This is a genomic window from Porphyrobacter sp. LM 6 (assembly GCF_001720465.1).
GTDB lineage: Bacteria > Pseudomonadota > Alphaproteobacteria > Sphingomonadales > Sphingomonadaceae > Erythrobacter.
In genome coordinates this window covers 942,918-965,473 of the sequence record NZ_CP017113.1, presented here as the reverse complement: position 1 = coordinate 965,473, position 22,556 = coordinate 942,918, and the positions used below count along the sequence as shown (strand labels likewise).

Here is a 22,556-nt window from a genome sequence, read left to right as displayed (position 1 = left end):
CGGGCGCTATCCGGGCTTGCGCAGCGTCAGCCTGATCTCCGTCACCGCGGTCGGCTCATACAGTTCCGGCACGCCCACCGCTGTCCATGCGGGAAAGGGCGCGGTGATGTAGCGGTTCTTGACCGGCACCAGCGCGTCGAGCTGGGCGGCCATCGGACCGGCGTGGAAGGTGTCGAACACCAGCACATCGTCCCATGATGCGCCCAGCCGTTTCAGCACGCCGTCCAGCCGGGCGAAGGCGCGTTCATAGGCGGGGGTGAGGCTCGTCTCGCCCTCCATCGGCGCGGCGACCACGCCGGAGAGGTAGATGGTATCGCCGTGGATCACCGCATCGGAAAAGCCGACCGCTTCCTGAAAGGCGCGGGCCTCGGCGTCCTCGGGCATGAGGGTCTGCTTGGGCGGCTGCGCGAGCGCGCCGGTTCCGGCGGCGGCGAGCAAGAGCGCAGGCACGAGCCCGGCGCGGCGGATCGGTGTAAGACGCATGGCAAATCCCCTCCCCTGGTGGACCGGTGCAGTCTGCGCCCCGCCCGCCGCGCCGGTCAAGCGCGAAGCCGGAACCCGCGCCGCCCCACGCAAAATGGCCCGCGATCTCGGGAGAGATGCGGGCGCTGCTTTTGGGTCATGGCGGCATGGCGCCGCCAGCGATCCGGCTACCGGTCGTGGTAGGCGGGGATTTTCTCTCCGGTGACGAAGCGGCCTGCGCGCACGTCGGCACCGCCTTCGCGGCGGCGTTTGCGGATGCGGCCGGCGAGCAGCGCGATGGCATCGTCATAGGCCGCGCGGCGGGCGCGATCGGGTGTCTGGGCCTGGCCCATCACGGCCATCTGGTGGTCGTATAGCAATTGGTTGAGATCCATGCGGCGGGCCTTTGGGTCGGTTTCGGAGACAGGGGCGATCGGACATGCTGACGCGTGCCCGGGGCCAAGAGTCGCGTCGAAAAGAGCACCCGGCTTTACTGGGATCGCGCTGATCTTGATCTGACTGGTAGCCAGTATGATGTGGGGCTGATCGCCGCAAATTCAACACATAATTTCAAATGAAGATAATTTTATTTCAGTTTGATTGACATGAATACGTCAAGGGCGCAGGCCCTTGCGGGGCATCCCGTCCCCAAGGGAACCGATCATGGCCAAGGGCCAACAGAGAAAAAGCCGCGAAGCCCGCAAACCCAAGGCGGACAAGGGGCCCAAGCCCAACGCCAGCCAGCCGAGCCTCAAGCCCGGCGGGATCAAGGGTCTCGAGAACTTGCGCAACAGCTGACCGGCGCAGGGGCGGATCAGATCGTGGCGGCGGCCGCATCGCGCTGGGCCCGCGGCAGCAGCACCGCGAAGGCGAGTGTGACGAGCAGCAGCGCCGGAACGTCGCCCAGCAGGTGGCCGCTGTGCATCGGCTCGTGGAGCGACTGGACGGCCATGATCGCGGCGTGCACCGCGCTCGACACGGCGATGAACCAGATCAGCGAGGCGTGCTTGAGCGGATCGCGCGCGGCGGCGATCATGAACAGCCCCAGCGTGGCGTAGACCCCGACGATCATCATGAAATATTGCGAGGCCATCGGCGGCCCTTCGTGCCACGCCCAGCCGCTCGGCCAGACCACCGCCAGCGGCGCGACGAGGCAGAACACGATCCCGAAGGCAACCAGCAGGATTTGCAGAAGGCGGTAAGCTGTCATGACGATGATCCCCCATCGGGCGCGCAAGCATGGCGCCCTGATGAGGGTGTCTGCCCTTTATGCGGGCCGGTCAATCGCGCGCCGCCGGCGGCGGGGGATTGCGCGCAGTCAGTCCGCCCGCGCGGCGAGGCCGTTCCAGATCAGCGCGAACACCAGGCCCATGGCAAAGCCGATGCTCGCTGTCAGCCCGACCAGCGCGGCCGCGGTCGCCAGCGCGAAGGGGCCGACGGTGTATTCGAAGTGGAGCATGTGGAGCCGCAGGATGAAATCGAGCACCGCCTGCCCCCAGCCCGCCGCCACAAGGCTCGCCCAGACGAGATGAAGCAACCCTAGCATGGCGCCAGTCGCCAGCCCTGTCTTCATGGTATTGATCGGTCGCATAACTGCCTCCTGCCGGATCCGTGGGTGATCCGGATCATGAAGCTATTCTAGCAGGCGGCGCGGACTGCGATTTGATCTGGCGCAAGCGCGAGGGTGGGGAGCCTCAATCGTGCTCCCGGTTCCCCGCGCCGACATAGAGCTGGTTGCCGACCTCGCGGTACTTGGCGCTCATCTCGGCCATGCCCTTCTCGGCCTCTTCCTCGCTCGCGACGAAGGTTTCGATCCCTGCGTTCTGCTTGGCGGCGAAGTCGCGCACCTCCTGCGTGATCTTCATCGAGCAGAACTTGGGCCCGCACATCGAGCAGAAATGCGCCGACTTCGCGCCTTCCGCCGGGAGCGTCTGGTCGTGGTATTGCTCGGCGGTTTCGGGGTCGAGGCTGAGGTTGAACTGGTCGCGCCAGCGGAACTCGAAACGCGCCTTGCTCAGCGCATCGTCGCGCACCTGAGCGGCCGGATGCCCCTTGGCAAGGTCCGCCGCGTGGGCGGCGAGCTTGTAGGTGACCACGCCGACCTTCACGTCGTCGCGGTCGGGCAGGCCGAGGTGCTCCTTGGGCGTGACGTAGCAGAGCATTGCCGTGCCATACCACCCGATCTGCGCCGCGCCGATGCCGCTGGTGATGTGGTCGTATCCCGGGGCGATATCGGTGACGAGCGGCCCGAGGGTATAGAACGGCGCTTCGCCGCAAGCCTCGAGCTGCTTTTCCATGTTCTGCTTGATCTTGTGCATCGGCACGTGGCCGGGGCCTTCGATCATCACCTGCACGTCCTGTTCCCAGGCGCGCTTGGTGAGCTCGCCGAGGGTGTAGAGCTCGGCGAACTGGGCTTCGTCATTGGCATCGCGGATCGATCCGGGGCGCAGGCCATCACCCAGCGAATAGGCGATGTCATAAGCCTTCATGATCTCGGTGATCTCGTCGAAGTGCTCGTAGAGGAAGCTCTCCTTGTGGTGGGCGAGGCACCACTTGGCCATGATCGATCCGCCGCGGCTGACGATGCCGGTGACGCGCTTGGCGGTCATCGGGATGTAGGGCAGGCGCACGCCTGCATGGATGGTGAAGTAGTCGACGCCCTGTTCGGCCTGCTCGATCAGCGTGTCGCGGAAGATTTCCCACGTCAGCTCTTCAGCAATCCCGCCAACCTTTTCGAGCGCCTGATAGATCGGCACGGTGCCGATCGGCACGGGGCTGTTGCGGATGATCCATTCGCGGGTGTCGTGGATGTTGCGGCCCGTGGAGAGGTCCATGATCGTGTCCGCGCCCCAGCGGGTCGCCCAGACCATCTTGTCGACTTCCTGCGCCACGTTCGAGGCCACGGCCGAATTGCCGATATTGGCGTTGATCTTGACGAGGAAGTTGCGCCCGATCGCCATCGGCTCGCTTTCGGGGTGGTTGATGTTCGAAGGGATGATCGCGCGGCCGCGCGCAACTTCGCTGCGGACGAATTCCGGCGTGATCACATCGGGGATTTCCGCGCCCCAGCTTTCGCCGTCGCGGATCAGATCCTTGGCGATTTCGCGGCCCAGGTTCTCGCGCTCGGCGACATATTCCATTTCCGGCGTGATGATGCCGCGGCGGGCGTAGTGCATCTGGCTGACGTTCATGCCGGCCTTGGCGCGCAGCGGGCGCTTCACCGCGTTGGGGAATTGCGGCACGCCGCCGCTCCGGTCGGGGCCGAGCTGGCCGTTGTCTTCAGGCTTCACCTCGCGGCCGTCGTAAGCTTCGACATCGCCGCGCGCGAGGATCCAGTCGCGGCGCAGCGGGGCAAGGCCTGCGTTGATGTCGATATGGGCCTGCGGGTCGGTGTAGGGGCCGGAGGTGTCATACACCCGCACGCTCGGCTCGCCGCCTTCAAGGTCAATCTCGCGCATCGCCACGCGGATGCCGGAGCCGGTGCGCGCGCCGACATAGACCTTGCGGCTGCCGCGGATGGGGCCGGTGGTGACGCCGATTTCGACGGGGGAATTGATGTCGGCCATGTGCTTGTCTCTCTCCAATGCTGTTCGTGAATTCCTGCGGCAGCAGGAATCCAGCGGCTGGGCTCCTGCTTCCGCAGGAGCGCACCGACAGCATCAAACGGAAAACAAGTGGCCGCCCACTCCCTCCGCCGATGCTAATCGGTTCAGGTTCGACGGGTCGTGGGGTGCTTACACCCACCTCTCAGCACAAGCGTGCTCCCCGGGGATGGCGACGGATTTAGGCCGGGCGCGCGTCCAAGTCCAGTGCGGTGTCAGGCCACCCCGCCCGCCGCCTGCCATTGGGCAATAGCATCGACCGGGAACAGCAGCATGATGACGTTGAGCGTCAGATTGTCGCGCACCACATAGCCCGCCACCAGCTCCCCGATCAGCGCGAGCGCAATCGTCACCTTCACCGGCAGCCGGAACGCGAGCCAGAAGCCGAACGCCATCCACACGATATCCGCGCCCGAATTGAGCACGCTATCGCCCGTATAGCCCCAGTTGGCGGTGACCGAGCGGAAGCGGTTGATTACCATCGGCGTGTTCTCGAGCACTTCCCACGCCGCTTCGAGAAACACCGCCAGCGGAAGGCCCCAGCGAAACGCCGTCGCTCCGCCCCAGCCGCGCTTCACGAACATCCACCAGCCGAACGCGTAGAAGATCATCCCGTGGATGATGTGGCTGGGCGTGTACCAGTTGGCGATGTGCTGGCTGTTGCCGCCATCGTTGATCTGCCCGTGCCACAGCTTCACATAGCCGCATTCGCGGATCGGCACGCGGCCCATCGCCAGCAGGACACCGATGGCGATAATGGCGATGGCGAACGAAGCGATGATCGCGCGGCGATCGGGAATAAGCGTGCCCATAAGGCTTTAGCTGCCGCGCAGGCGCTCGCTTGGCAAGCGGGCGGCGAGCGGAAGGCCGACAAAGCTGTGCAAGTCCAGATCAGCCCAGCAGGATCATCATCGCCACGCCGATCACCATCAGCGCGAAGATTCGGCGGCCCAGCGCCGCGCGCGAGGCGAGGCGGCGCGACAGCGGCAAGCCCGCCAGCGTGCCCGCGCCGCCGCCCGCCACTAGCGCGCCGAACACCGGCCAGGAAAACTGCCCGGCGGCAAGATAGCTCGCGCTCGTCGCCCCGCCGAACAGCGCAACCGACACCAGCGAGGATGCCCCTGCGTTGGCGAGTGTCATGCCGGTCGAAGCCATCAGGCCGGGCACGATCAGGAAGCCTCCGCCGATGCCGAAGAACCCTGCGGCAAAGCCTGCCGCAAGCCCCACCGGCACCAGCTTGAGCACCATCGGCGGGTTGAGCCGCACCGCCGGATCGCCTTCATCCTTGCGCGGGATCAGCATCGAGACCGCGATCGCGATCATCGCCCAGGCGAACCAGAACAGCAGCGCCTTGCCATCGACCGATTGCGCCAGTGCCGCTCCGCCAAGCGAGCCCGCCAGTCCCGATAGGCCGAAGGCCACGGCACAGGGCCATTTGACCTGCCCCGCGCGCGCCTGCCCGACCAGACCGCCGATCGCATTGACAGCCACCGCCGCTGCCGAGGTGCCGATCGCCACATGGGTATCGGCAACGCCGACGATGTAGATCAGCCACGGGGTCGCCAGCACCGATCCACCCCCGCCGAACAGGGTCAGCAAAAGCCCGACCAGCGCCCCGCCGAGCGCCGCCAGCGCAAGAGCTTCTGGTCCCATGCCGGCTGCCCCCTGTCCGCTATTCGATCACCCGCCCGCGCACCATCACGAAGTCGACATCCTCCAGCACAGTAACATCGGCGAGCGGGTTTCCGTCGACCGCGATGATGTCCGCCGAGAAGCCCGGCGCGAGGCGGCCGATCTGGCTGTCCATGCCAAGCACCTTGGCAGCGCCCGTCGTGGCCGAGGCGAGCACTTCGCGATCGGTCATGCCCTGCTTCTTCATCAGCGCCAGTTCCTCGGCATTGCGGCCATGCTGGTACACGCCCGCATCGGTGCCGAAGGCCACCGTCACGCCATATTGCCGCGCGCGCTTCACCAGCGTCGCCATCAGCGGCTGCACAGCGCGGATCTTGGCTTCCACCGTCGGGGTATAGACACCCTTACCCAGCCCTTCCGACACGCCTTCGAGCGCCATCAGCGTCGGTACCAGCACCGTGCCGTTTTCGCGCATCGCCTTGGCGGCAGCTTCATCGAGATAGGTGCCGTGCTCGATCGAATCGAACCCGGCCCGCGCCGCCTGCTCGATCCCGCGCGCGCCGTGGGCATGGGCCATTGCCTTGAGGCCGAGCGAGTGTGCGGTATCGGCGATCGCCTTCATCTCCTCAAAGGTGAAGTGCGCCTCGAGCCCGCGGCCCTGCTGGCTCAGCACCCCGCCGGTGGCGGTGATCTTGATCACGTCCGATCCGTTCTGGCTGGCGAGCCGCACCTTGGCCGCGCATTCGACCGCGCCGGTGCAGGTAAAGCCCGAGTCGAGCAGTTCGTTCACTTCGGAACGGAAGCCGTTGACGTCGCCGTGTCCGCCGATGATCGCCAGCGCCGGGCCGGCGGCGATGATGCGCGGCCCCGGAACGAGGCCCTCGGCGGTGCCGCGGCGCAGCGAGAAGGCGGTATCCTGACCGCTCCCTGCCTCGCGCACCGTGGTGAAGCCCGCCAGCGCAGTGAGGCGCGCGTTCTTGGCCCCCACAACCACGCCCCATTCGTCAGGCTCGGTCGCTTCCTTCCAGAAATCGCCGCCCGGATCGCCGGTCAAGTGGGTGTGGAGATCGATCAGGCCCGGCAGCACGGTCTTGCCCGAGAGGTCGATCTGGCGGTCGGCCGCGACGGGCGCGGTGCCGGGGGTTATCGAGACGATCTTGCCGTCTTCGATCAGGATGGTCGCCGGGCCGCTCGGCTCGCTCGCGGCATCGGTGATGACGCTGCCCGCGCGGATCGCCACGGTCTCGGCAGCAAGTGGTGCCGATAGCATCGTGCCGGCCAGCGCCAGCCCCGCAATCAGCCTGTTGTGCAATGCCCGCATGAACGTCTCTCCCTTTGCCTCTGGTGCTCTGGCAGGATTGATGGCCCTCCCGCGCGCCGGAGGCAAGCGCGCCTGCAAAAATCGCGCGCGATCATACATTTCGCTTGGGTGGCACCGGTGCGGAGGTTATGCTTCGGGCTAGAAAACCAGCGCCGGGGGTGCTCCGCAATGATCCGAATGTCCGCTCTGCGCCGCTACGGCGTTGCTCTTGCCCTGACGCTGGCTGCACCGGCGGTGTTCGCCCCCGCCGCACAGGCGCAGGACAAGCCGCCAGCCGCCCTTACGCAGCGTGATCACCCCGCCTACGCCGATCTCTACGCGGCGATGGAAGAGGCCGTCGATCAACGCCAGGTGATCGAAAGTGCGATGTCGGCCATGTCGGCCCAGTTTGCCGCCACGCCCGAATTCGCCCAGGCCGAGGCGGCCAGCCCCGGCGTGATCGAGGAGATCGTTAGCGGCCTTCGTCCGGTCTTCACCGCGCAGAGCGAGCGCGTACGGCTGCTCTACCGCCCGGCCAATATCGCGCTGTTCGCGCGCACCTTCACGCCCGAGGAAGCGACCACCGTTGCGGCGTTCTATCGCTCCGATCTGGGGCGCAAGCTGATGGGCAACCTGTCGCGCACCTATGTGCCGACCGATACGCTCGCCGCAGCCGGTTCGACCGGCACGGTCTCGCGCGACAATGTCGATGCCGATCTCGACCGCGCGGTCAATGCCGCAGTCGGCGGGATGACCGAGGAGGACATGATCGCAATGGGCAAGATGGCGCTCGCCAATCCGGCGCTGCTCAAGCTCAACCGGCTGACCGGCGCGGTGAAGGAAATCCGCGTTCAGATGGAAAACGAACAGCTCACCGCAGACGAGCAGAAGCAGATCGAAACCGTCATCATCGATGTGCTGACCCGGCGCTTCCAGAAGTAACGCCGGGTCCCGCGCACACTCAGAAGGTGTAGCCCACTCCCAGTCCGGTGATGAACTGGTTGGCATCGCCGCGCAGCGACGTGAACGGGGTGTCGGCGCTGTCGCCTACCAGCCGCGAATAGCCGCCCACGCCGTAAATGCTCCACCCGCCGTTGAGCGGATTGCGATCAAGATCGTAGGACAGGATCGCGGTGGTGCCGACGCGGTTCAGCCCGCCAGCGGCATTGAACTGCGGCAGGCCGGTCGCCAGCGCCTGCGCCGGGTTTACGGTGAAGTAATAGCGCGCGAAATTGTCGTCGACGAACTCGGCGCTCGCCTGCGCCTGAAGCACGAAGGCGCGGCCAATCGGGGCGCGGTAGCTCACCTGCGGCTCGACGATCATGCCCTCATGCGCGCCCAGCACATCCCAGCGCGCCTGCACCCCGATGGTGAGCTGATCGAACGGCTTGACCACGCCGGGGAAGCTGACCGCGACATTGCCGCCCACTTCCAGCGCCGCATCAAGCTTGCCCGCCCGCGCCACCACATCGTCGCTGATGCGGTTGTTGCGATCATTGCGGAAGCGGAACGCCGGGCCAAAGGCGATGCGCGCGCCCTTGCGCGGTCCGAAGGCGGGCTTGGGCGAATTGAGATCGAGCACAAAGCCCGGCCCGTTGGGGCTGATGCCAACGCCGCCCACCCGGCCCGCGATCAGCGGCAGCGGGAAGGCGATATAATCATCCGACCCCGCATAGCTCGGCACCATGCCCACCCCGAGACCGATGGTCGCCCAGGTCTCGTCGAACACCGGCTTGGCGAGCGTGAAGGGGCGCGGCGGCGCGGCAGGAGCAGGCGCAGGCTGGCTGTCCAAGGCGACCTCGGCAGTCTCGATGGAAGTTTCGGCATCCTTGCCCTCCCCCTCGGCCAGCGCCGGAGCGGCGGCAAATACGGTGAAGCCAAGGGCAAGCGACGCAGCAACGATGCGGGAGGTCATGATGCGATCCTGTGTTGTGGGGCCAGTCGGGAGGGGGTTTGAACAAGCCAATGCGTGCATCCCATATTGGTTTCACGATATGTTGCAACATTCTTTCGCAACCGCGAAGATTGCCGTTCGCCTCGCCCTCGCCTAGGGCACGAAACAATGGTCGATTCACCGACAAACCCCGGCACGCCCGAAGCTGCGCCCCACGACGTGATCATCGTCGGCGGCGGGCTCGCGGGCGGGCTGATTGCGCTCGCGCTGCACCGCCATGCACCGGACTGCCGTTTCCTTGTGATTGAGGCCGGACGCACCTTCGGCGGGCATCACCGTTGGAGCTGGTTCGAAACCGACATTCTCGCACACGAACGCGATCTGATGGCGGGCTTCACGCTGAACGGGTGGGACGAAGGCTATGACATCACCTTCCCGCGCCTCTCGCGCACCCTGCCGACGTCCTATCGCTCGCTCGCCAGCGCGGAATTCCACCGTGCGTTGACCGAAGAGCTTCCCGCCGATCGCGTGCGGCTGGGCACTAAGGTTGCCAGCCTCGATGCGGGCGGGGTCACGCTGGCGGATGGCACGCGGCTGGCTGCACGCAATGTGATCGATTGCCGCGCGTTCAAGTCGTCCAAGGCATTGAACGGTGGCTGGCAGGTATTCCTCGGCCAGCAGTTCCGCTGCGAAGAGCCGCATGGCCTGACCCGTCCGGTGATCATGGATGCGAGCGTCGATCAGGTCGCGCCCTATGGCAACGAGGCTGCCTACCGCTTCGTCTATGTCCTCCCCCTGTCGGAAACCGATGTGTTCATCGAGGACACCTATTACGCCGATCAGCCCAAGATGGACGCCGAAGTGCTCAAGGGCCGGGTCGCCGAATATGCCCGGCGCAACGGGTGGAAGGGCGAAGTGGTCGATCAGGAAGCGGGCATCCTGCCAGTGGTTTCCGGCGGCGATTTCAATGCCGCCCTCGCTGAAGTGGCGATCCCCGGCGTGGCACTGGCAGGCGCGCGCGGCGGATTCTCGCACCCGCTCACCAGCTACACCCTGCCCTTCGCGGTCGATAACGCGCTCGCCATCGCGCGGCTGATTGCAGCCCGGCCCGATGTTTCGGGCGCGGAGCTCGCCGCCTTCTGCCACCGCCGCGCCAAGCGCCACTGGCGGGCGACCGCCTATTACCGGGTTCTCAGCCGGATGCTGTTCCAGGCCGCCGAACCGCACAAGCGGGTGGTGGTGTTCGAACATTTCTATGCACTGCGCGGCGCGCTGGTGGAACGGTTCTACGCCGGTCGTTCGACCTGGCCCGATCGCCTGCGCATCCTTACCGGCAAGCCGCCCGTAGCTATTCCACGCGCGATGCGTGCGCTGTTTTTCCCGGGCAAACCGCTCGACACCAAGCCTTTCAAGATGGAGACTCCGGCATGAACGCCGACGTGATGATCAACACCGCCGGTGCAAAAGGAATCCACCCCGCCAATGCCGAACGCTATGCCGGTCGCAGCGCCTGCGTGATCGGATCGGGCTTCGGCGGCATGGCACTTGCCATCCGGCTGCAATCGGTCGGCATCGCCACCACCGTGATCGAAGCGCGCGACAAGCCCGGCGGCCGCGCCTATTTCTGGGAGCGCGACGGCTTCACCTTCGACGGCGGCCCGACCGTGATCACCGATCCGCCCTGCCTTGAAGAGCTCTGGCAGCTCACCGGCCACGACATTTCCGAAGATGTCGAGCTGATGAAGGTCATGCCCTTCTACCGCCTCAACTGGCCCGACGGCACCAACTTCGACTACTCGAACGACGAGGCGAGCCTCAATGCCGAGATCGCCAAGCTGAACCCCGCCGATGTCGCGGGCTATGCGCGCTTCCTCGAATATTCCGAACGTGTCTACCGCGAGGGCTATCTGAAGCTCGGCACCGTGCCGTTCCTCGATTTCAAGTCGATGCTCAAAGCCGCGCCCGCGCTCATCAAGGAACAGGCCTGGCGATCGGTCTATTCGATGGTGTCGAGCTATGTCGAACATCCCAAGCTGCGCGAGGCACTGAGCTTCCACACGCTGCTGGTGGGCGGCAACCCGATGAACACCTCGTCGATCTACGCCCTGATCCACAAGCTGGAGAAGGACGGCGGCGTATGGTGGGCGCGCGGCGGCACCAACCGCCTGATCGCGGGCATGGTGCGCCATTTCGAACGGCTCGGCGGCACGATGCGCGTCGGCGATCCGGTGGTGCAGGTACACACGCTCGGCGCCAAGGCCACCGAGGTCGAAACCAGGAGCGGCTTCCGCCAGCGGTTCGATGCGGTCGCCTCCAACGCCGATATCATGCATTCCTACAAGGACCTGCTGTCGGGCAGCGAACGTGGACGCCAGATGGCGAAGTCGCTGAACCGCAAGAGCTACTCGCCCTCGCTGTTCGTGGTGCATTTCGGGCTGGAGGGCACCTGGCCCGGCATCCCGCACCACATGATCCTGTTCGCCAAGCGCTACAAAGGCCTGCTCGACGACATCTACAAGAACGGCGTGGTGCCGGAAGATTTCGCGATCTACCTCCACCACCCGACCGTGACCGATCCGAGCATGGCCCCGGCAGGCAAGAGCACGTTCTACGCGCTTGTGCCGGTCAGCCACATGGGCAAGATGCCGCTCGATTGGGACGAGGTCGGGCCGAAGCTGGAAAAGATGATCCTCGACGAGCTGGAACGGCGCCTGATCCCCGACATCCATTCGCGGATCGTCACCAAGTTCAGCTACGCGCCCAAGGACTTCAAGGCCGATCTCAACGCCCACATGGGCAGCGCCTTCAGCCTCGAACCCGTGCTGTGGCAAAGCGCCTGGCTGCGCGGCCACAACCGCGATGACGTGATCGACAACTACTACCTCGTCGGCGCAGGCACCCACCCGGGCGCAGGCATCCCCGGCGTGGTGGGCAGCGCCAAGGCGACCGCCGGGCTGATGCTGGAGGATCTGGCGAAGGTGGGTGCGTGAAACGCCTTGCTTTCGCTTGCGGTTCGGCCCTGCTGCTGGCCTCGGGCGCCGTGCTGGCCGAGGACAAGACCGCGTGGTCCGAAATCGTCACCGCCGAAACGGGCGATGTCTATCTGCTCGACCCGGCCAGCATTGGGTCGAGCGACTATCTCGGCAATCCGGTGCGGAAGGCAACGATCCTCGTGCGGCAGTTCACCGGTCACCACGAAGTTGGTGAATTGTGGGGCGTCTATCTGGTCGATTGTGATGGGCACGCCTGGCGCCATGTCATGGCGATGGGCGAGAAGCGGGATAAATCGGGCTTGCTGGTGATGCCCGCTTTGCCCGAAGGCGAATTCCGGGTTGCGCCGGAGGCTTCGCCCATGCGCGCAGTGCTCGACAAGGTTTGCAGTTCAGAGATCAAGACACAATGAAACGTCTCGCCGTCTATTGCGGTTCGGCCTCGCCCGAAGATCCGCGCTATATCGAACTGGCCTATGAGGTCGGCGCGGAGCTGGCCCAGCGCGGCATCGGCCTCGTCTATGGCGGGGGCAAGCTTGGCCTCATGGGCGCGGTTGCGCGCGGGGCCAAGGAAGCGGGCGGCGAGGTCATCGGCATCATCCCCGAGCATCTGGTGAAGGCCGAAGTCGCCAACCACGATTGCGACGAACTCGTCACCGTCTCGGGCATGCACGAACGCAAGCAACGCTTCACCGACCTTTCCGATGGCTTCGTCACCATCCCCGGCGGGGTCGGCACGATGGACGAGCTGTGGGAGGCGATGAGCTGGTCGCAGCTCGGCTATCACACCAAGCCCGTCGGCCTGCTCAACGCCTTCGGCTTCTACGACCACCTGCTCGCCTTCAACGCCAAGATGGCCGAAGTCGGCTTCGTCCGCCCCGCGCACCAGAACATCCTGATCGCGGCCGATACCTGCGCCGAACTGCTCGCCAAGATGGAGGCCTATGTGCCCCACACCCCTATCTTCCACATGAAGGCCGAGGAGCTGTAGGGTCCCGCGCAATGGCCGTCGATGCAGCAACCCGCGCGGCTTTGGTCGAACACGCCCGCCTGACGATCAAGAAGGGCTCGCAGAGCTTTTCCGCCGCCTCGCAGCTGTTCGACAATGCCACCCGCGAACGCGCGTGGCTGCTCTATGCCTGGTGCCGCCGCGCCGATGACATTGCCGACAATCAGGACATGGGCGGGGTGCTGGGCGACCAGTCCGATCTCGGCCAGCGGCTCGCGCTGATCCGCCGCCTCACCGCGCTCGCCTTCGAAGGCAAGCCGACCGGCGATCCGGCTTTCGATGCCTTGGGCGTGGTGGCGCGTGAAGTGGGCCTTACCCCGCAGATGGCCGAGGACGTGATCGCCGGCTTCCAGCTCGACGCCGAAGACTGGCGCCCGCGCACCGAGGCCGACATGCTGCGCTATTGCTACCACGTGGCAGGCGCGGTCGGCGTGATGATGGCGGTGGTGATGGGCGTCTCGCCCGACGACCAGGAAACGCTCGACCGCGCGAACGATCTCGGCCTTGCCTTCCAGCTTTCGAACATCGCGCGCGATATCGTCGAGGATGATGCGGCGGGGCGGTGTTACCTGCCGGAAATCTGGCTGGTCGAACAGGATATCGAGCCCGGCCAGCACACCAAGCCGCACCACCGCAAGGAGCTCGCCGAAATGGCAGCGCGGCTGGTGGCGCTGGTGGAAAAGCACGAGGCGGCGGCGCGCGTGGGGGCGGCGAAGCTGCCCTTCCGCAGCCGCTGGGCAGTGCTCTCGGCTGCGCGCATCTACGGCGCGATCGGGCGCAAGGTGCGCGCGCGCGGGGCCGATGCATGGAACACCCGCACCTATGTGCCGAGGGGCGAGAAGGCGCTCTACGGCGTGCGGGCGTTCCTCTCGGCGGTGATCAACCGCGAGAAGATGCCCAAGGGCGGGATTGACTGGGGGATTGCGGACTATCGCCCTCCTTCTCCGCCCCGGGCCTGACCCGGGGCCCCGCTTCTCGGAGCGAGGGGAAAGGGAGCTGGGTCCCGGATCAAGTCCGGGACGGGGGGAATGTGAGACGGTTTCCTTTGCAACCAAGTCGGGCTAATCCCACTGGCATGAAAGCCATTTTCGCAATAGCCGCCGCGTTCCTCGCCGCCGCGCCGCTCGCCGCCGAACCTGCGCCCGCGCGCACTCCCGAAGAAACCGCCGTGCTCGCCACGGTCGAGGCCTTCATGCGCGGCCTTGCCGCCAGAGATGCCGCCGCGATGGAGGCGCAGGTTACCGAACCGGGTCTGCTCGCCATGGTCGAAGAGCGCGACGGAGCCGACCATGTCGAACTCGCGCCCTTGAGCGAAGCCATCGCCTCGATCGCCAGCATCCCCGTGCCCGTCGCCGAGCCGCTGCACGGCGAAGTCGTGACCGTCGATGGCCCCGTCGCAACCGTCCGCGCCGATTTCGACTTCTTTATCGACGGCAAGCGCAGCCATTGCGGGGTCGACATCTTCACGCTGATGCGGATCGATGGCGCGTGGAAGATCGCGACCATCACCTACAGCCACCTCACCTCCTCGTGCGGAGCGGCGCAATGATCACCAAACTCCTGATCGCCAATCGCGGCGAGATCGCCTGCCGGATCATGCGCACCGCGCGCGCGATGGGCGTGGCGACGGTCGCGGTCTATTCCGATGCCGATGCCAAGGCGCTGCACGTGCGCTCGGCTGACGAGTCGGTGCATATCGGCCCCTCGCCTGCGGCCGAAAGCTATCTGGTGGGCGCGAAGATCATCGCGGCAGCGCAAGCGACCGGCGCGGATGCAATCCATCCGGGCTATGGGTTCCTGTCCGAGAACGCCGACTTCGCGCAGGCGGTGATCGATGCGGGCCTGATCTGGGTCGGCCCCAAGCCCGCCAGCATCCGCGCGATGGGTCTGAAGGATGCGGCCAAGCAGCTGATGCGCGCCGCGGGCGTGCCGGTGACGCCGGGTTATGACGGCGCGGACCAGTCGGTGGAGCGCCTCACCGCAGAGGCCGAGGCCATCGGCTACCCCGTCCTCATCAAGGCGGTCGCGGGCGGCGGCGGCAAGGGGATGCGCAAGGTCGATGCGCCTGCCGATTTCGCCGCTGCGCTCGAATCCTGCCGCCGCGAGGCCAAGGCCTCCTTCGGCAATGACGAGGTGCTCTTGGAGAAGTGGATCACCTCGCCCCGCCATATCGAGGTGCAGGTGTTCGGCGATGCCCACGGCAACGTCGTCCACCTGTTCGAGCGCGACTGCTCGCTCCAGCGCCGCCACCAGAAGGTCATCGAGGAAGCCCCCGCCCCCGGCATGGACGCCGCCACCCGCGAGGCTATCTGCGCCGCCGCCGTGCGCGCCGCCAAGGCAGTCGATTACGAGGGCGCGGGCACGATCGAATTCATCGCCGATGCGTCCGAGGGCCTGCGCGCGGACCGCATCTTCTTCATGGAGATGAACACCCGGCTTCAGGTGGAACATCCCGTGACCGAGGAGATCACCGGCGTCGATCTGGTCGAATGGCAGCTGCGCGTCGCGAGCGGCGAGCCGCTGCCCAAGCGGCAGGAGGAGCTGTCGATCAACGGCCATGCCATCGAGGCGCGGCTTTATGCGGAGGATCCGGCGAAGGGGTTTCTGCCGAGCACGGGGCGGTTGGAATGTTTTACTCGTCGCGCGGCGGGCGCCCGGGTAGATACGGGCGTTGCGGAAGGCGATACCGTCTCTCCCTTCTACGATCCGATGATTGCCAAGCTCGTTGTCCATGAAGCAAACCGCCTCGCCGCCATCGATTCACTTCTCGAAACGCTGGCTGACATTAATGTCTGGCCTATCCGTTCGAATGCAGGCTTCCTTTATCGCGCTGCGAACGATGGCGACTTCAGGTCGGGTAGCATCGAAACGAGCTTCATTGAGCGCAAAGGCGCAGAACTGATCCCACCCGCCATACCCTCGCAGGAGGCATTGGGTGAAGCGCTCCATGTCCTCCAGTGGAATAGCAATAACTGGGAGGACGAACCGTGGAACGGCGGGTTGCACGGCTTTAGAGCGAACGCCGAGAGACGACGAAGCGCGCATGTTATGGTCGATGGCCAGCTTACGACTGCGCCTTTGGATCATGATGTTCCATCGGGCAGGCGAACAGACGAACCGATGCGGCATCTCGCTTTGGTCAACGAATTCGGACAAACATACGCTGTAACGGTTCCGCGCCACGACGGCACCGGCCAAGCCTCCGCCGCCGATGGCGCGATTATCGCGCCGATGCCGGGCAAGGTCATCGCGGTCGATGTTGCCGAGGGTCAGGCCGTCACCGCCGGGCAGCGGCTGATGGTGCTCGAGGCGATGAAGATGGAACACGCTCTTGCCGCGCCCTTCGACGGGGTGGTCGAGGGGCTGACCGTCAGCGCGGGTGGGCAGGTGCAGGTCGAGGCGGTGCTGTGCCGCGTGGTGCCTGCGGCTTCCGAAGAGTAACCCGTCACCCCAGCGAAAGCTGGGGCCTAGGGCCTGTTGGTGCGGTGCTTGCCGCACTAGGTCCCAGCTTTCGCTGGGATGACGAATGGCTTAGGTTTGCGCCTGAAGGGAGAGGGAATGACCTGGGCCAAGGAACTCGAAGAACTGCGCCAACGCGAGGCGCTGGCCGAACAGATGGGCGGCGCGGACAAGGTGGCGCGCCAGCATGGGCGCGGGAAGATGGACGCCCGCGCGCGGCTTGCGGCCTTGTGCGACGAAGGAAGCTTCCGCGAGATCGGCAAGATTGCGGGCAGCGCCAAGTATGACGCGAATGGCGACCTCCAAAGCGTAACCCCCGCCCCCTTCCTGTTCGGCAAGGCGCTGATCAACGGCCGCCCTGTCGTCGCCACCGCCGACGACTTCACCATCCGCGGCGGCGCGGCGGATGCGGGGATTGCGCGCAAGATGGTGCAGGCCGAGATGATGGCGCATCAATTGAAGATGCCGATCATCCGCATGATCGACGGCACCGGCGGCGGCGGCTCGGTCAAGACGCTCGAACAGATCGGCGCGACCTATATTCCCGCCGTGCCCGGCTGGGGCGATGTGGTGACCAATCTCGACACCGTGCCGGTGGTGGCGCTGGCGCTTGGCCCCACCGCAGGTCTCGGCGCGGCGCGCACGGTAGCGAGCCACTATTCGATCATGGTGAAAGGCCTCAGCCAGATCTTCGCCGCTGGCCCCGCCGTGGTCGATGGGCTGGGCGAGGCCTATAAGGACGGCTCCACCAGCCACGAGGAAGCCAAGGAGCGGCTCGGCGGGTCGGAGATCCACACCCGCAACGGGGTGGTCGATGACGAGGTCGCCAGCGAGGCCGAGGCCTTCGCCCGCGCGCGGCATTTCCTCAGCTTCATGCCCGAATATGTCGGCCAGCCCGCCCGCCGCTCGCTCTGCACCGATCCCGTCCACCGCAAGGAAGAGGCGCTGCTCAGCCTCGTCCCGCGTGACCCGAAGCAGGTCTATTCGATGCGCCGCTGCATGGAGATGGTGTTCGACAGCGGCACGGTGTTCGAGATCGGCAAGCACTGGGGGCGCGCGGCGATCACCGCGCTGGCGCGATTGGATGGCTGGCCGGTGTGCGTCATCGCCAGCGATCCGAGCTACCTCGGCGGATCGTGGGAGGCGAAGACCAGCGAGAAGGTCGAACGCTTCGTCCGCCTCGCCGATCAGTTCCGGCTGCCGATCGTCCACCTCGTCGACAACCCCGGCTTCATGATCGGGCGCGAGGCGGAAATGGCAGGGACGATCCGCTACGGCGTCAACGCCATGAACGCGATCTACCGCGCCACCGTGCCGCTCGCGTCCATCGTGCTGCGCCGCGCCTATGGCATCGCCGGAAGCGCGATGAGCAATGCCGAGCGGTATCAATACCGCTATTGCTGGCCGAGCGGCGACTGGGGGAGCCTGCCAATCGCGGGCGGGCTGGAGGTCGCCTACAAATCCGAGCTGGAGGCTTCGGACGATCCGGCGGCGCTGCTGGAGGATATCCGGGCGCGGCTGGCGAAAGTCACCTCGCCGTTCCGTTCTGCCGAGCGCTTCAACGTCGAGGACATCATCGACCCGCGCGACACGCGGCCCTTGCTGTGCGAGTTTGCGGGGCTGGCGTGGCGGCGGCTGGAGGCGGATCAGGCCTAGAGCTTGCGGCGGTAAAGCTCGGCCGGGCGGAAGTTCGTTTCGGTCTCGCGCTCGCCGGTCGCTGCGATCCAGCCGGTGTCGATCATCCGGCGGCGGAAGGCGGGCTTGTTGAAGCTCACGCCCATGATCGCCTCGTGCACAGCCTGGAGATCGCGCAGCGTGAACAGCTCGGGCAGCAGCGCAAGCGCGAGCGGCACGTAATCGAGCTTGCCCTTCAACCGGGCGTGCGCGGCGGCGATAATCGCGGCGTGATCGAAAGCGAGCGGGTCGGGCAGATCGATGACCGGGCCGAGCGTCAGATCGGCTTGCGCGGCCACCGCCGCCATCAGCCGCGCCGCGGGAAGCAGCGCGAAATAGGCGACGCTGACCGTGCGCATGCGCGGATCGCGCGACGGATCGCCGAAGGTGTAGAGCTGTTCGAGCCAGCCGCCTTCGCCGGCGGCGAACCCGGCCTTGTCGGCCAGCACCCGCCGCGCGGCGGCATCAAGCGGCTCGTCGATCCTCACAAACCCGCCCGGCAGCGCCAACGCATCCGCAAAGGGTTCGGCGGCGCGGCGTTGCAGCAGCACCATCAGCTGCTCGCCGATCACGGTCATCAGCACCAGATCGACGGTCACGGCAAAGGGCGGATGATTCATGGGGCAAACCTTATAGCTTGACTGCTTATATGCATATTAGATATATGTATCCCAACGAGTCGGGGAGTCCGCCTCGTCACGCACTTTCGAGGGAGCCTCGGACATGGACAAAATCGATTTCGGCGTCTTCATCGGGCGCTTCCAGCCGCTGCATCTTGGGCACGAGCATGTCATCGCACGCACGCTCGATCAGGTCGAGCGGCTGATCGTGCTGGTCGGATCGGCCAACGTGGCACGCGATCCGCGCAACCCCTTCACCTATGCCGAGCGCGAGGCGATGCTGCGGGCCGCCTTCCGGCACGAGGTGGCGCAAGGCCGGCTGATCATCGCCCCGCTCGACGATCACCTCTATTCCGATACCGCCTGGGTGGCGCAGGTGCAGCGCAACGTGCGCGCGCTGGTGCTGGAGCATGGCAATGGCCACGGCTTCCAGAACCACGGCCTTGCGGATTTCCGCGTGGCGCTGGCAGGCTATGGCAAGGATGCCTCGTCCTATTACCTCAAGCTGTTCCCCGAATGGGAGAGCCTCCAGGTCGACAGCCAGTATGGCACCTTCTCTTCGACCGACGTGCGCCAACGCTATTTCCAGCGCATCCCGGATGTGCCGCAGACGATCCTCTCGGCTGGCGTGGCGGAGTTCCTGCGCGCGTTCGCACTTGGCGAAACCTTTCGAGGATTGCTTGAAGAGGCGGAATACCTCGCCGCCTATCCGGCGCAGTGGGGCGCGGGACCGTTCGTCACCGCCGATGCGGTGGTGGTGCAGTCGGGGCACATCCTGCTGGTCGAGCGCGGACAGGTGCCGGGCAAGGGCCTGCTCGCGCTGCCCGGCGGCTTTGTGAACCCCGCCGAGCGCATCCGCGATGCGGCGATCCGCGAGCTGCGCGAAGAAACCGCGATCGGCGACGGCAAGGGCCAGATCCCGCCAGCCATGCTCGCCAGCTTCATCGAGGATGCGCGCACCCGCGTATTCGATGCCCCGAACCGCAGCTTGCGCGGACGGATCATCACCCACGCCTTCCTGTTCCGTCTGCCCGAACGGCGGAAGCTGTTCACGGTGAAAGGCGGCGATGATGCCGCCCATGCCCGCTGGTACCGGCTCGGCGAGATCTCCCCCGATATGCTGTTCGAGGATCACTGGGCGATCATCGAAGCGATGGCCGACCTCTGAAAACGCCCCCGCCGCGCAGGGGAGCCCTGCAAGCGGCTACCCATGTGAGGAGCTCACAGACATGACCGACAATCTCATTCTCGCGACCGACAGCTACAAGCACAGCCACTTCCTGCAATACCCGCCCGAAGCGCGCGCGATCAGCGCCTATATCGAGGCGCGACCCAATGATTTCGCCGAGGAGGTGCTGTTCTTCGGGTTGCAGCCGTTCCTGCTGGAGCGGCTCGGACGACCGATCACGCAGACCGATATCGACGAGGCCGAAGCGATCTGCGCCGCACACGGCGTGCCGTTCAACCGCGTCGGCTGGCAGATCATTCTCGACGAACACGGCGGGTTCCTGCCGATCGAGATCCGCGCTCTGCCCGAAGGCATGATCGTGCCTGCCGGCGTGCCGCTGGTCCAGGTCGAAACCACCGACCCGCGCCTGCCGTGGCTTGCGACCTTTATCGAGACCGCGCTGCTACGCGCGGTGTGGTATCCCACCACCGTCGCCACGCTTAGCCGCAAGTGCCGGTTGATCATCCGCGGAGGGCTGGAACAGACCAGCGAGGACCCGGACGGCCAACTTCCCTTCAAGCTCCACGATTTCGGCGCGCGCGGGGTTTCGAGCGGGGAGAGCGCGGCCCTTGGCGGGATGGCGCACTTGGTCAACTTCATGGGCACCGACACCATGGAGGGGCTGATAGCGGCACGGCGCTTCTACGGGGCCGATATGGCGGGCTTCTCGATCCCGGCAGCGGAGCACAGCACCATGACCAGCTGGGGCCGCGCACGGGAGACCGAGGCCTATGCCAATATGCTCGATGCCTTCGATGGCGAAGGGCGGCTCGTGGCGGTGGTCTCGGACAGCTACGATCTCGATGCAGCGCTGACCGGCATCTGGGGCGGGAGCCTTCGCGACAAGGTGCTCAGCCGGAAGGGCACACTGGTGGTGCGGCCCGACAGCGGCGATCCGGTCGAAACCCCGCTGCGCGCAGTCAAGGTGCTGTGGGACGCGTTCGGCGGTGCCATCAACGCCAAGGGGTTCCGCGTGCTCGACCCGCATGTCCGCGTGATCCAGGGGGACGGCATGACGCCGGGCACCATCGCGCGGCTGGTCGACCGCATGATCGAAGAAGGCTTCGCCATCGACAACATCGCCTTTGGCATGGGCGGCGGCCTGCTCCAGCTGGTCAACCGCGACACCCTGCGCTTCGCGATGAAGGCCAACGCGATGCGCGATGCGGCGGGCGTGTGGCACGATGTCGCCAAGGCCCCGGCGACCGATCCAGGCAAGGCAAGCAAGGCCGGGCGGCAGGCTGTCGTGCGGCAGGGCGACCGGCTGATCGCGCTGCGGCAGGACGCGCTTGGCGCAGCGGAGGACCTGCTTGTCCCCGTCTGGCGCAATGGAGCGATGCTGGTGCGCCACAGCTTCGAGGAGGTGCGGGCGCGCGCCGCAGCCTGATCCGGCCGGCGGCGGGTTGCAGTCAGCTCAACGCTGCAACTCCGCATCGCTCGGGCCGAACAGCTTGCCCTTCTCGCTCCACAGAACCAGCACGAGGCAGGCAAGGCCCGAGGCCAGCAGCGCAAGTGCGAGGGGGCGTGCGGTGCCGTCGTAGGCATAGCCGATCGCCCCGCCGAGCAGCGCGGCCATCGTCATGCGCACAAAGCCGTGGGCCGAGCTTGCCGCGCCCGCGATCGTGAAGAACGGGTTCATCGCGATTGCGCCGAAGTTGCTGCCGATAAAGCCGAGCAGTGCCATGTTGGTCGCCATCAGCGGGACGAAGTGCCACAACTCTTCGTGCGGCTGGAACGCGAACATCACCTGCACCGCGCTGACGATGATGAAGGCGAACATCGCGGTGTGGCTCACCCGCCGCGCGCCGAAACGCTCGACGATGCGCGAGTTCGACCAACTGGCGAGCGCCATCGATCCGGCGCAGATGCCGAATACCAGCGGGAAGATCTCGCCCGCGCCGAAGGTCTGGGTGATGAGCTGCTGCGAGGAATTGATGAAGCCGAACAGCGCGCCGAACACCAGCGCCGAACCGATCACATAGCCAGACACGCTCGGCAGGGTCAGCGCGCGGGTCATGTTGGCGGCGATGGTGCGTACCTCGATCGGCTGGCGGTTTTCGGGCGCAAGGCTTTCGGGCAGGCGAACGTGCACCCACACCGACATCGCCACGCCCAGCACCGCCATCACACCGAAGATCGCGCGCCAGCTGCCGAGCTGGAGGATCGCCTCGCCGATTGTCGGCGCGACGGCGGGAACCATCAGGAATATCACGAAGATCACGCTCATCATGCGCGCCATCTTGTCGCCGCCCACGCGGTCACGGATGATCGCGGGCGGCAGGGCAACGATACCCGCAGCAAAGAAGCCCTGCGCGGCGCGCACCGCGATCAGCGCGTCGTAGCTGGGCGCGAGCGCGCTCAGGATCGAAAGCACGATATAGACGAGGATCGACCCCAGCAGGATCGGCCGCCGTCCGAAGCGGTCGGCCAGCGCGCCCGGCACCAGCGATCCCATGCCGGCGGTGAGCAGGTAGACCCCGATCACGAACTGGCGATCATTGCCCGACACCGAAAGGTCAGCCGCGAGCGCATCGAGCGCAGGCAGAATCGCGTCGATTCCGAAGGCATTGAGCGCCATCAGCATCGCCATCATCCACAACAGCTCGGTCTCACCAAGCGCCTTGCGGGCAGGAACGGAAGGGGCGAAGGTCGTGGCCATCGCGGGGCCCTTGCCCATCGGTTCGCC

The 22,556-nt window shown here is 66.1% G+C and carries 23 protein-coding genes and 1 riboswitch; of the genes, 12 read left to right on the top strand and 11 right to left on the bottom strand.

Features of this window, described 5'->3' with window-relative positions:
• Window positions 1-6: 6 nt before the first annotated feature.
• Both BG023_RS04640 and BG023_RS04635 read right to left on the bottom strand, forming a co-directional pair.
• The gene (locus BG023_RS04640) at window positions 7-483 is read right to left on the bottom strand and encodes a Rid family hydrolase (protein ID WP_083234535.1); all 477 of its coding nucleotides are present in this window, start codon (window positions 481-483) and stop codon (window positions 7-9) included.
• A 167-nt stretch (window positions 484-650) separates the two neighbouring features.
• A complete protein-coding gene (locus BG023_RS04635) occupies window positions 651-857 on the bottom strand; it encodes a hypothetical protein (protein WP_069309419.1) in 207 nt (68 codons plus the stop codon).
• Window positions 858-1,125: 268 nt separating this feature from the next.
• Here BG023_RS04635 and BG023_RS15105 point away from each other — a divergent pair, with 268 nt between their 5' ends.
• Window positions 1,126-1,260: a hypothetical protein gene (locus tag BG023_RS15105; RefSeq protein WP_257784909.1), complete on the top strand. Its 135-nt coding sequence runs from the start codon at window positions 1,126-1,128 to the stop codon at window positions 1,258-1,260.
• 16 nt (window positions 1,261-1,276) lie between these two features.
• Here BG023_RS15105 and BG023_RS04630 read toward each other — a convergent pair whose 3' ends face one another.
• The 6 genes from BG023_RS04630 to BG023_RS04605 all read right to left on the bottom strand — a co-directional run bounded on the left by BG023_RS04630 (window position 1,277) and on the right by BG023_RS04605 (window position 7,017).
• A complete protein-coding gene (locus BG023_RS04630; protein WP_069309418.1) occupies window positions 1,277-1,672 on the bottom strand; it encodes a DUF6632 domain-containing protein in 396 nt (131 codons plus the stop codon).
• Window positions 1,673-1,780: 108 nt separating this feature from the next.
• On the bottom strand, window positions 1,781-2,053 hold the full coding sequence (locus BG023_RS04625) for a hypothetical protein (RefSeq protein ID WP_069309417.1): 273 nt from the start codon (window positions 2,051-2,053) through the stop codon (window positions 1,781-1,783).
• A gap of 103 nt (window positions 2,054-2,156) precedes the next feature.
• On the bottom strand, window positions 2,157-4,028 hold the full coding sequence (gene thiC, locus BG023_RS04620) for a phosphomethylpyrimidine synthase ThiC (RefSeq protein WP_069309416.1): 1,872 nt from the start codon (window positions 4,026-4,028) through the stop codon (window positions 2,157-2,159).
• A 103-nt stretch (window positions 4,029-4,131) separates the two neighbouring features.
• Window positions 4,132-4,240: riboswitch (TPP riboswitch) on the bottom strand.
• Window positions 4,241-4,279: 39 nt separating this feature from the next.
• A complete protein-coding gene (locus BG023_RS04615; RefSeq protein WP_069309415.1) occupies window positions 4,280-4,876 on the bottom strand; it encodes a DUF2585 family protein in 597 nt (198 codons plus the stop codon).
• A gap of 79 nt (window positions 4,877-4,955) precedes the next feature.
• Window positions 4,956-5,717: a sulfite exporter TauE/SafE family protein gene (locus BG023_RS04610; RefSeq protein ID WP_069309414.1), complete on the bottom strand. Its 762-nt coding sequence runs from the start codon at window positions 5,715-5,717 to the stop codon at window positions 4,956-4,958.
• Window positions 5,718-5,736: 19 nt separating this feature from the next.
• On the bottom strand, window positions 5,737-7,017 hold the full coding sequence (locus BG023_RS04605; protein WP_069309413.1) for a metal-dependent hydrolase family protein: 1,281 nt from the start codon (window positions 7,015-7,017) through the stop codon (window positions 5,737-5,739).
• 177 nt (window positions 7,018-7,194) lie between these two features.
• Between BG023_RS04605 and BG023_RS04600 the strand changes: the two genes are divergently transcribed.
• A complete protein-coding gene (locus BG023_RS04600) occupies window positions 7,195-7,938 on the top strand; it encodes a DUF2059 domain-containing protein (RefSeq protein ID WP_069309412.1) in 744 nt (247 codons plus the stop codon).
• A 19-nt stretch (window positions 7,939-7,957) separates the two neighbouring features.
• On the opposite strand, the gene BG023_RS04595 is transcribed toward BG023_RS04600, so the two are convergent.
• A complete protein-coding gene (locus BG023_RS04595; protein WP_190315810.1) occupies window positions 7,958-8,911 on the bottom strand; it encodes a MipA/OmpV family protein in 954 nt (317 codons plus the stop codon).
• A gap of 147 nt (window positions 8,912-9,058) precedes the next feature.
• Between BG023_RS04595 and crtY the strand changes: the two genes are divergently transcribed.
• The 8 genes from crtY (at window position 9,059) to BG023_RS04555 (ending at window position 18,004) form a co-directional block, all read left to right on the top strand.
• Complete coding sequence (crtY, locus tag BG023_RS04590) at window positions 9,059-10,321, top strand: lycopene beta-cyclase CrtY (protein WP_069309411.1); 1,263 nt, start codon at window positions 9,059-9,061, stop codon at window positions 10,319-10,321.
• Window positions 10,322-10,332: 11 nt separating this feature from the next.
• The gene (locus BG023_RS04585; RefSeq protein WP_190315833.1) at window positions 10,333-11,880 is read left to right on the top strand and encodes a phytoene desaturase; all 1,548 of its coding nucleotides are present in this window, start codon (window positions 10,333-10,335) and stop codon (window positions 11,878-11,880) included.
• Window positions 11,877-12,293, top strand: coding sequence for a hypothetical protein (locus BG023_RS04580; RefSeq protein WP_069309410.1), 417 nt, complete (start codon window positions 11,877-11,879; stop codon window positions 12,291-12,293). Before BG023_RS04585 ends, BG023_RS04580 begins: the two co-directional genes overlap by 4 nt.
• A complete protein-coding gene (locus BG023_RS04575; RefSeq protein WP_069309409.1) occupies window positions 12,290-12,871 on the top strand; it encodes a TIGR00730 family Rossman fold protein in 582 nt (193 codons plus the stop codon). The genes BG023_RS04580 and BG023_RS04575 overlap by 4 nt, the downstream gene beginning before the upstream one ends.
• Window positions 12,872-12,882: 11 nt before the next feature.
• Window positions 12,883-13,848, top strand: a complete 966-nt coding sequence (locus BG023_RS04570; RefSeq protein WP_069309408.1) for a phytoene/squalene synthase family protein — start codon at window positions 12,883-12,885, stop codon at window positions 13,846-13,848.
• 116 nt (window positions 13,849-13,964) lie between these two features.
• Window positions 13,965-14,438, top strand: a complete 474-nt coding sequence (locus BG023_RS04565; RefSeq protein WP_069309407.1) for a nuclear transport factor 2 family protein — start codon at window positions 13,965-13,967, stop codon at window positions 14,436-14,438.
• Window positions 14,435-16,330 (top strand): acetyl/propionyl/methylcrotonyl-CoA carboxylase subunit alpha, encoded by a 1,896-nt coding sequence (locus tag BG023_RS04560; protein WP_069311128.1) that lies wholly within the window; start codon window positions 14,435-14,437, stop codon window positions 16,328-16,330. The genes BG023_RS04565 and BG023_RS04560 overlap by 4 nt, the downstream gene beginning before the upstream one ends.
• Window positions 16,331-16,447: 117 nt before the next feature.
• Window positions 16,448-18,004 (top strand): acyl-CoA carboxylase subunit beta, encoded by a 1,557-nt coding sequence (locus tag BG023_RS04555; protein ID WP_069309406.1) that lies wholly within the window; start codon window positions 16,448-16,450, stop codon window positions 18,002-18,004.
• On the opposite strand, the gene BG023_RS04550 is transcribed toward BG023_RS04555, so the two are convergent.
• Window positions 18,001-18,642 carry an NUDIX hydrolase gene (locus BG023_RS04550; RefSeq protein ID WP_069309405.1) on the bottom strand — a complete coding sequence of 214 codons (642 nt, stop codon included), beginning with the start codon at window positions 18,640-18,642 and terminating at the stop codon, window positions 18,001-18,003. The two genes, BG023_RS04555 and BG023_RS04550, sit on opposite strands and share 4 nt — an antisense overlap.
• Window positions 18,643-18,745: 103 nt before the next feature.
• Between BG023_RS04550 and BG023_RS04545 the strand changes: the two genes are divergently transcribed.
• On the top strand, window positions 18,746-19,810 hold the full coding sequence (locus tag BG023_RS04545; protein ID WP_069309404.1) for a bifunctional nicotinamide-nucleotide adenylyltransferase/Nudix hydroxylase: 1,065 nt from the start codon (window positions 18,746-18,748) through the stop codon (window positions 19,808-19,810).
• A 61-nt stretch (window positions 19,811-19,871) separates the two neighbouring features.
• Complete coding sequence (locus BG023_RS04540) at window positions 19,872-21,257, top strand: nicotinate phosphoribosyltransferase (protein WP_069309403.1); 1,386 nt, start codon at window positions 19,872-19,874, stop codon at window positions 21,255-21,257.
• 27 nt (window positions 21,258-21,284) lie between these two features.
• On the opposite strand, the gene BG023_RS04535 is transcribed toward BG023_RS04540, so the two are convergent.
• Window positions 21,285-22,529, bottom strand: a complete 1,245-nt coding sequence (locus tag BG023_RS04535) for a multidrug effflux MFS transporter (RefSeq protein ID WP_069311127.1) — start codon at window positions 22,527-22,529, stop codon at window positions 21,285-21,287.
• Window positions 22,530-22,556: the final 27 nt, after the last annotated feature.

What these genes read in the sequence shown, in the direction of transcription:
- BG023_RS04640 (WP_083234535.1), bottom strand. Translation starts at nt 483, where the DNA reads ATGCGTCTTACACCGATCCGCCGCGCCGGGCTCGTGCCTGCGCTCTTG.
- BG023_RS04635 (WP_069309419.1), bottom strand. Translation starts at nt 857, where the DNA reads ATGGATCTCAACCAATTGCTATACGACCACCAGATGGCCGTGATGGGC.
- BG023_RS15105 (WP_257784909.1), top strand. Translation starts at nt 1,126, where the DNA reads ATGGCCAAGGGCCAACAGAGAAAAAGCCGCGAAGCCCGCAAACCCAAG.
- BG023_RS04630 (WP_069309418.1), bottom strand. Translation starts at nt 1,672, where the DNA reads ATGACAGCTTACCGCCTTCTGCAAATCCTGCTGGTTGCCTTCGGGATC.
- BG023_RS04625 (WP_069309417.1), bottom strand. Translation starts at nt 2,053, where the DNA reads ATGCGACCGATCAATACCATGAAGACAGGGCTGGCGACTGGCGCCATG.
- thiC (WP_069309416.1), bottom strand. Translation starts at nt 4,028, where the DNA reads ATGGCCGACATCAATTCCCCCGTCGAAATCGGCGTCACCACCGGCCCC.
- BG023_RS04615 (WP_069309415.1), bottom strand. Translation starts at nt 4,876, where the DNA reads ATGGGCACGCTTATTCCCGATCGCCGCGCGATCATCGCTTCGTTCGCC.
- BG023_RS04610 (WP_069309414.1), bottom strand. Translation starts at nt 5,717, where the DNA reads ATGGGACCAGAAGCTCTTGCGCTGGCGGCGCTCGGCGGGGCGCTGGTC.
- BG023_RS04605 (WP_069309413.1), bottom strand. Translation starts at nt 7,017, where the DNA reads ATGCGGGCATTGCACAACAGGCTGATTGCGGGGCTGGCGCTGGCCGGC.
- BG023_RS04600 (WP_069309412.1), top strand. Translation starts at nt 7,195, where the DNA reads ATGTCCGCTCTGCGCCGCTACGGCGTTGCTCTTGCCCTGACGCTGGCT.
- BG023_RS04595 (WP_190315810.1), bottom strand. Translation starts at nt 8,911, where the DNA reads ATGACCTCCCGCATCGTTGCTGCGTCGCTTGCCCTTGGCTTCACCGTA.
- crtY (WP_069309411.1), top strand. Translation starts at nt 9,059, where the DNA reads ATGGTCGATTCACCGACAAACCCCGGCACGCCCGAAGCTGCGCCCCAC.
- BG023_RS04585 (WP_190315833.1), top strand. Translation starts at nt 10,333, where the DNA reads ATGATCAACACCGCCGGTGCAAAAGGAATCCACCCCGCCAATGCCGAA.
- BG023_RS04575 (WP_069309409.1), top strand. Translation starts at nt 12,290, where the DNA reads ATGAAACGTCTCGCCGTCTATTGCGGTTCGGCCTCGCCCGAAGATCCG.
- BG023_RS04570 (WP_069309408.1), top strand. Translation starts at nt 12,883, where the DNA reads ATGGCCGTCGATGCAGCAACCCGCGCGGCTTTGGTCGAACACGCCCGC.
- BG023_RS04565 (WP_069309407.1), top strand. Translation starts at nt 13,965, where the DNA reads ATGAAAGCCATTTTCGCAATAGCCGCCGCGTTCCTCGCCGCCGCGCCG.
- BG023_RS04560 (WP_069311128.1), top strand. Translation starts at nt 14,435, where the DNA reads ATGATCACCAAACTCCTGATCGCCAATCGCGGCGAGATCGCCTGCCGG.
- BG023_RS04555 (WP_069309406.1), top strand. Translation starts at nt 16,448, where the DNA reads ATGACCTGGGCCAAGGAACTCGAAGAACTGCGCCAACGCGAGGCGCTG.
- BG023_RS04550 (WP_069309405.1), bottom strand. Translation starts at nt 18,642, where the DNA reads ATGAATCATCCGCCCTTTGCCGTGACCGTCGATCTGGTGCTGATGACC.
- BG023_RS04545 (WP_069309404.1), top strand. Translation starts at nt 18,746, where the DNA reads ATGGACAAAATCGATTTCGGCGTCTTCATCGGGCGCTTCCAGCCGCTG.
- BG023_RS04540 (WP_069309403.1), top strand. Translation starts at nt 19,872, where the DNA reads ATGACCGACAATCTCATTCTCGCGACCGACAGCTACAAGCACAGCCAC.
- BG023_RS04535 (WP_069311127.1), bottom strand. Translation starts at nt 22,529, where the DNA reads ATGGCCACGACCTTCGCCCCTTCCGTTCCTGCCCGCAAGGCGCTTGGT.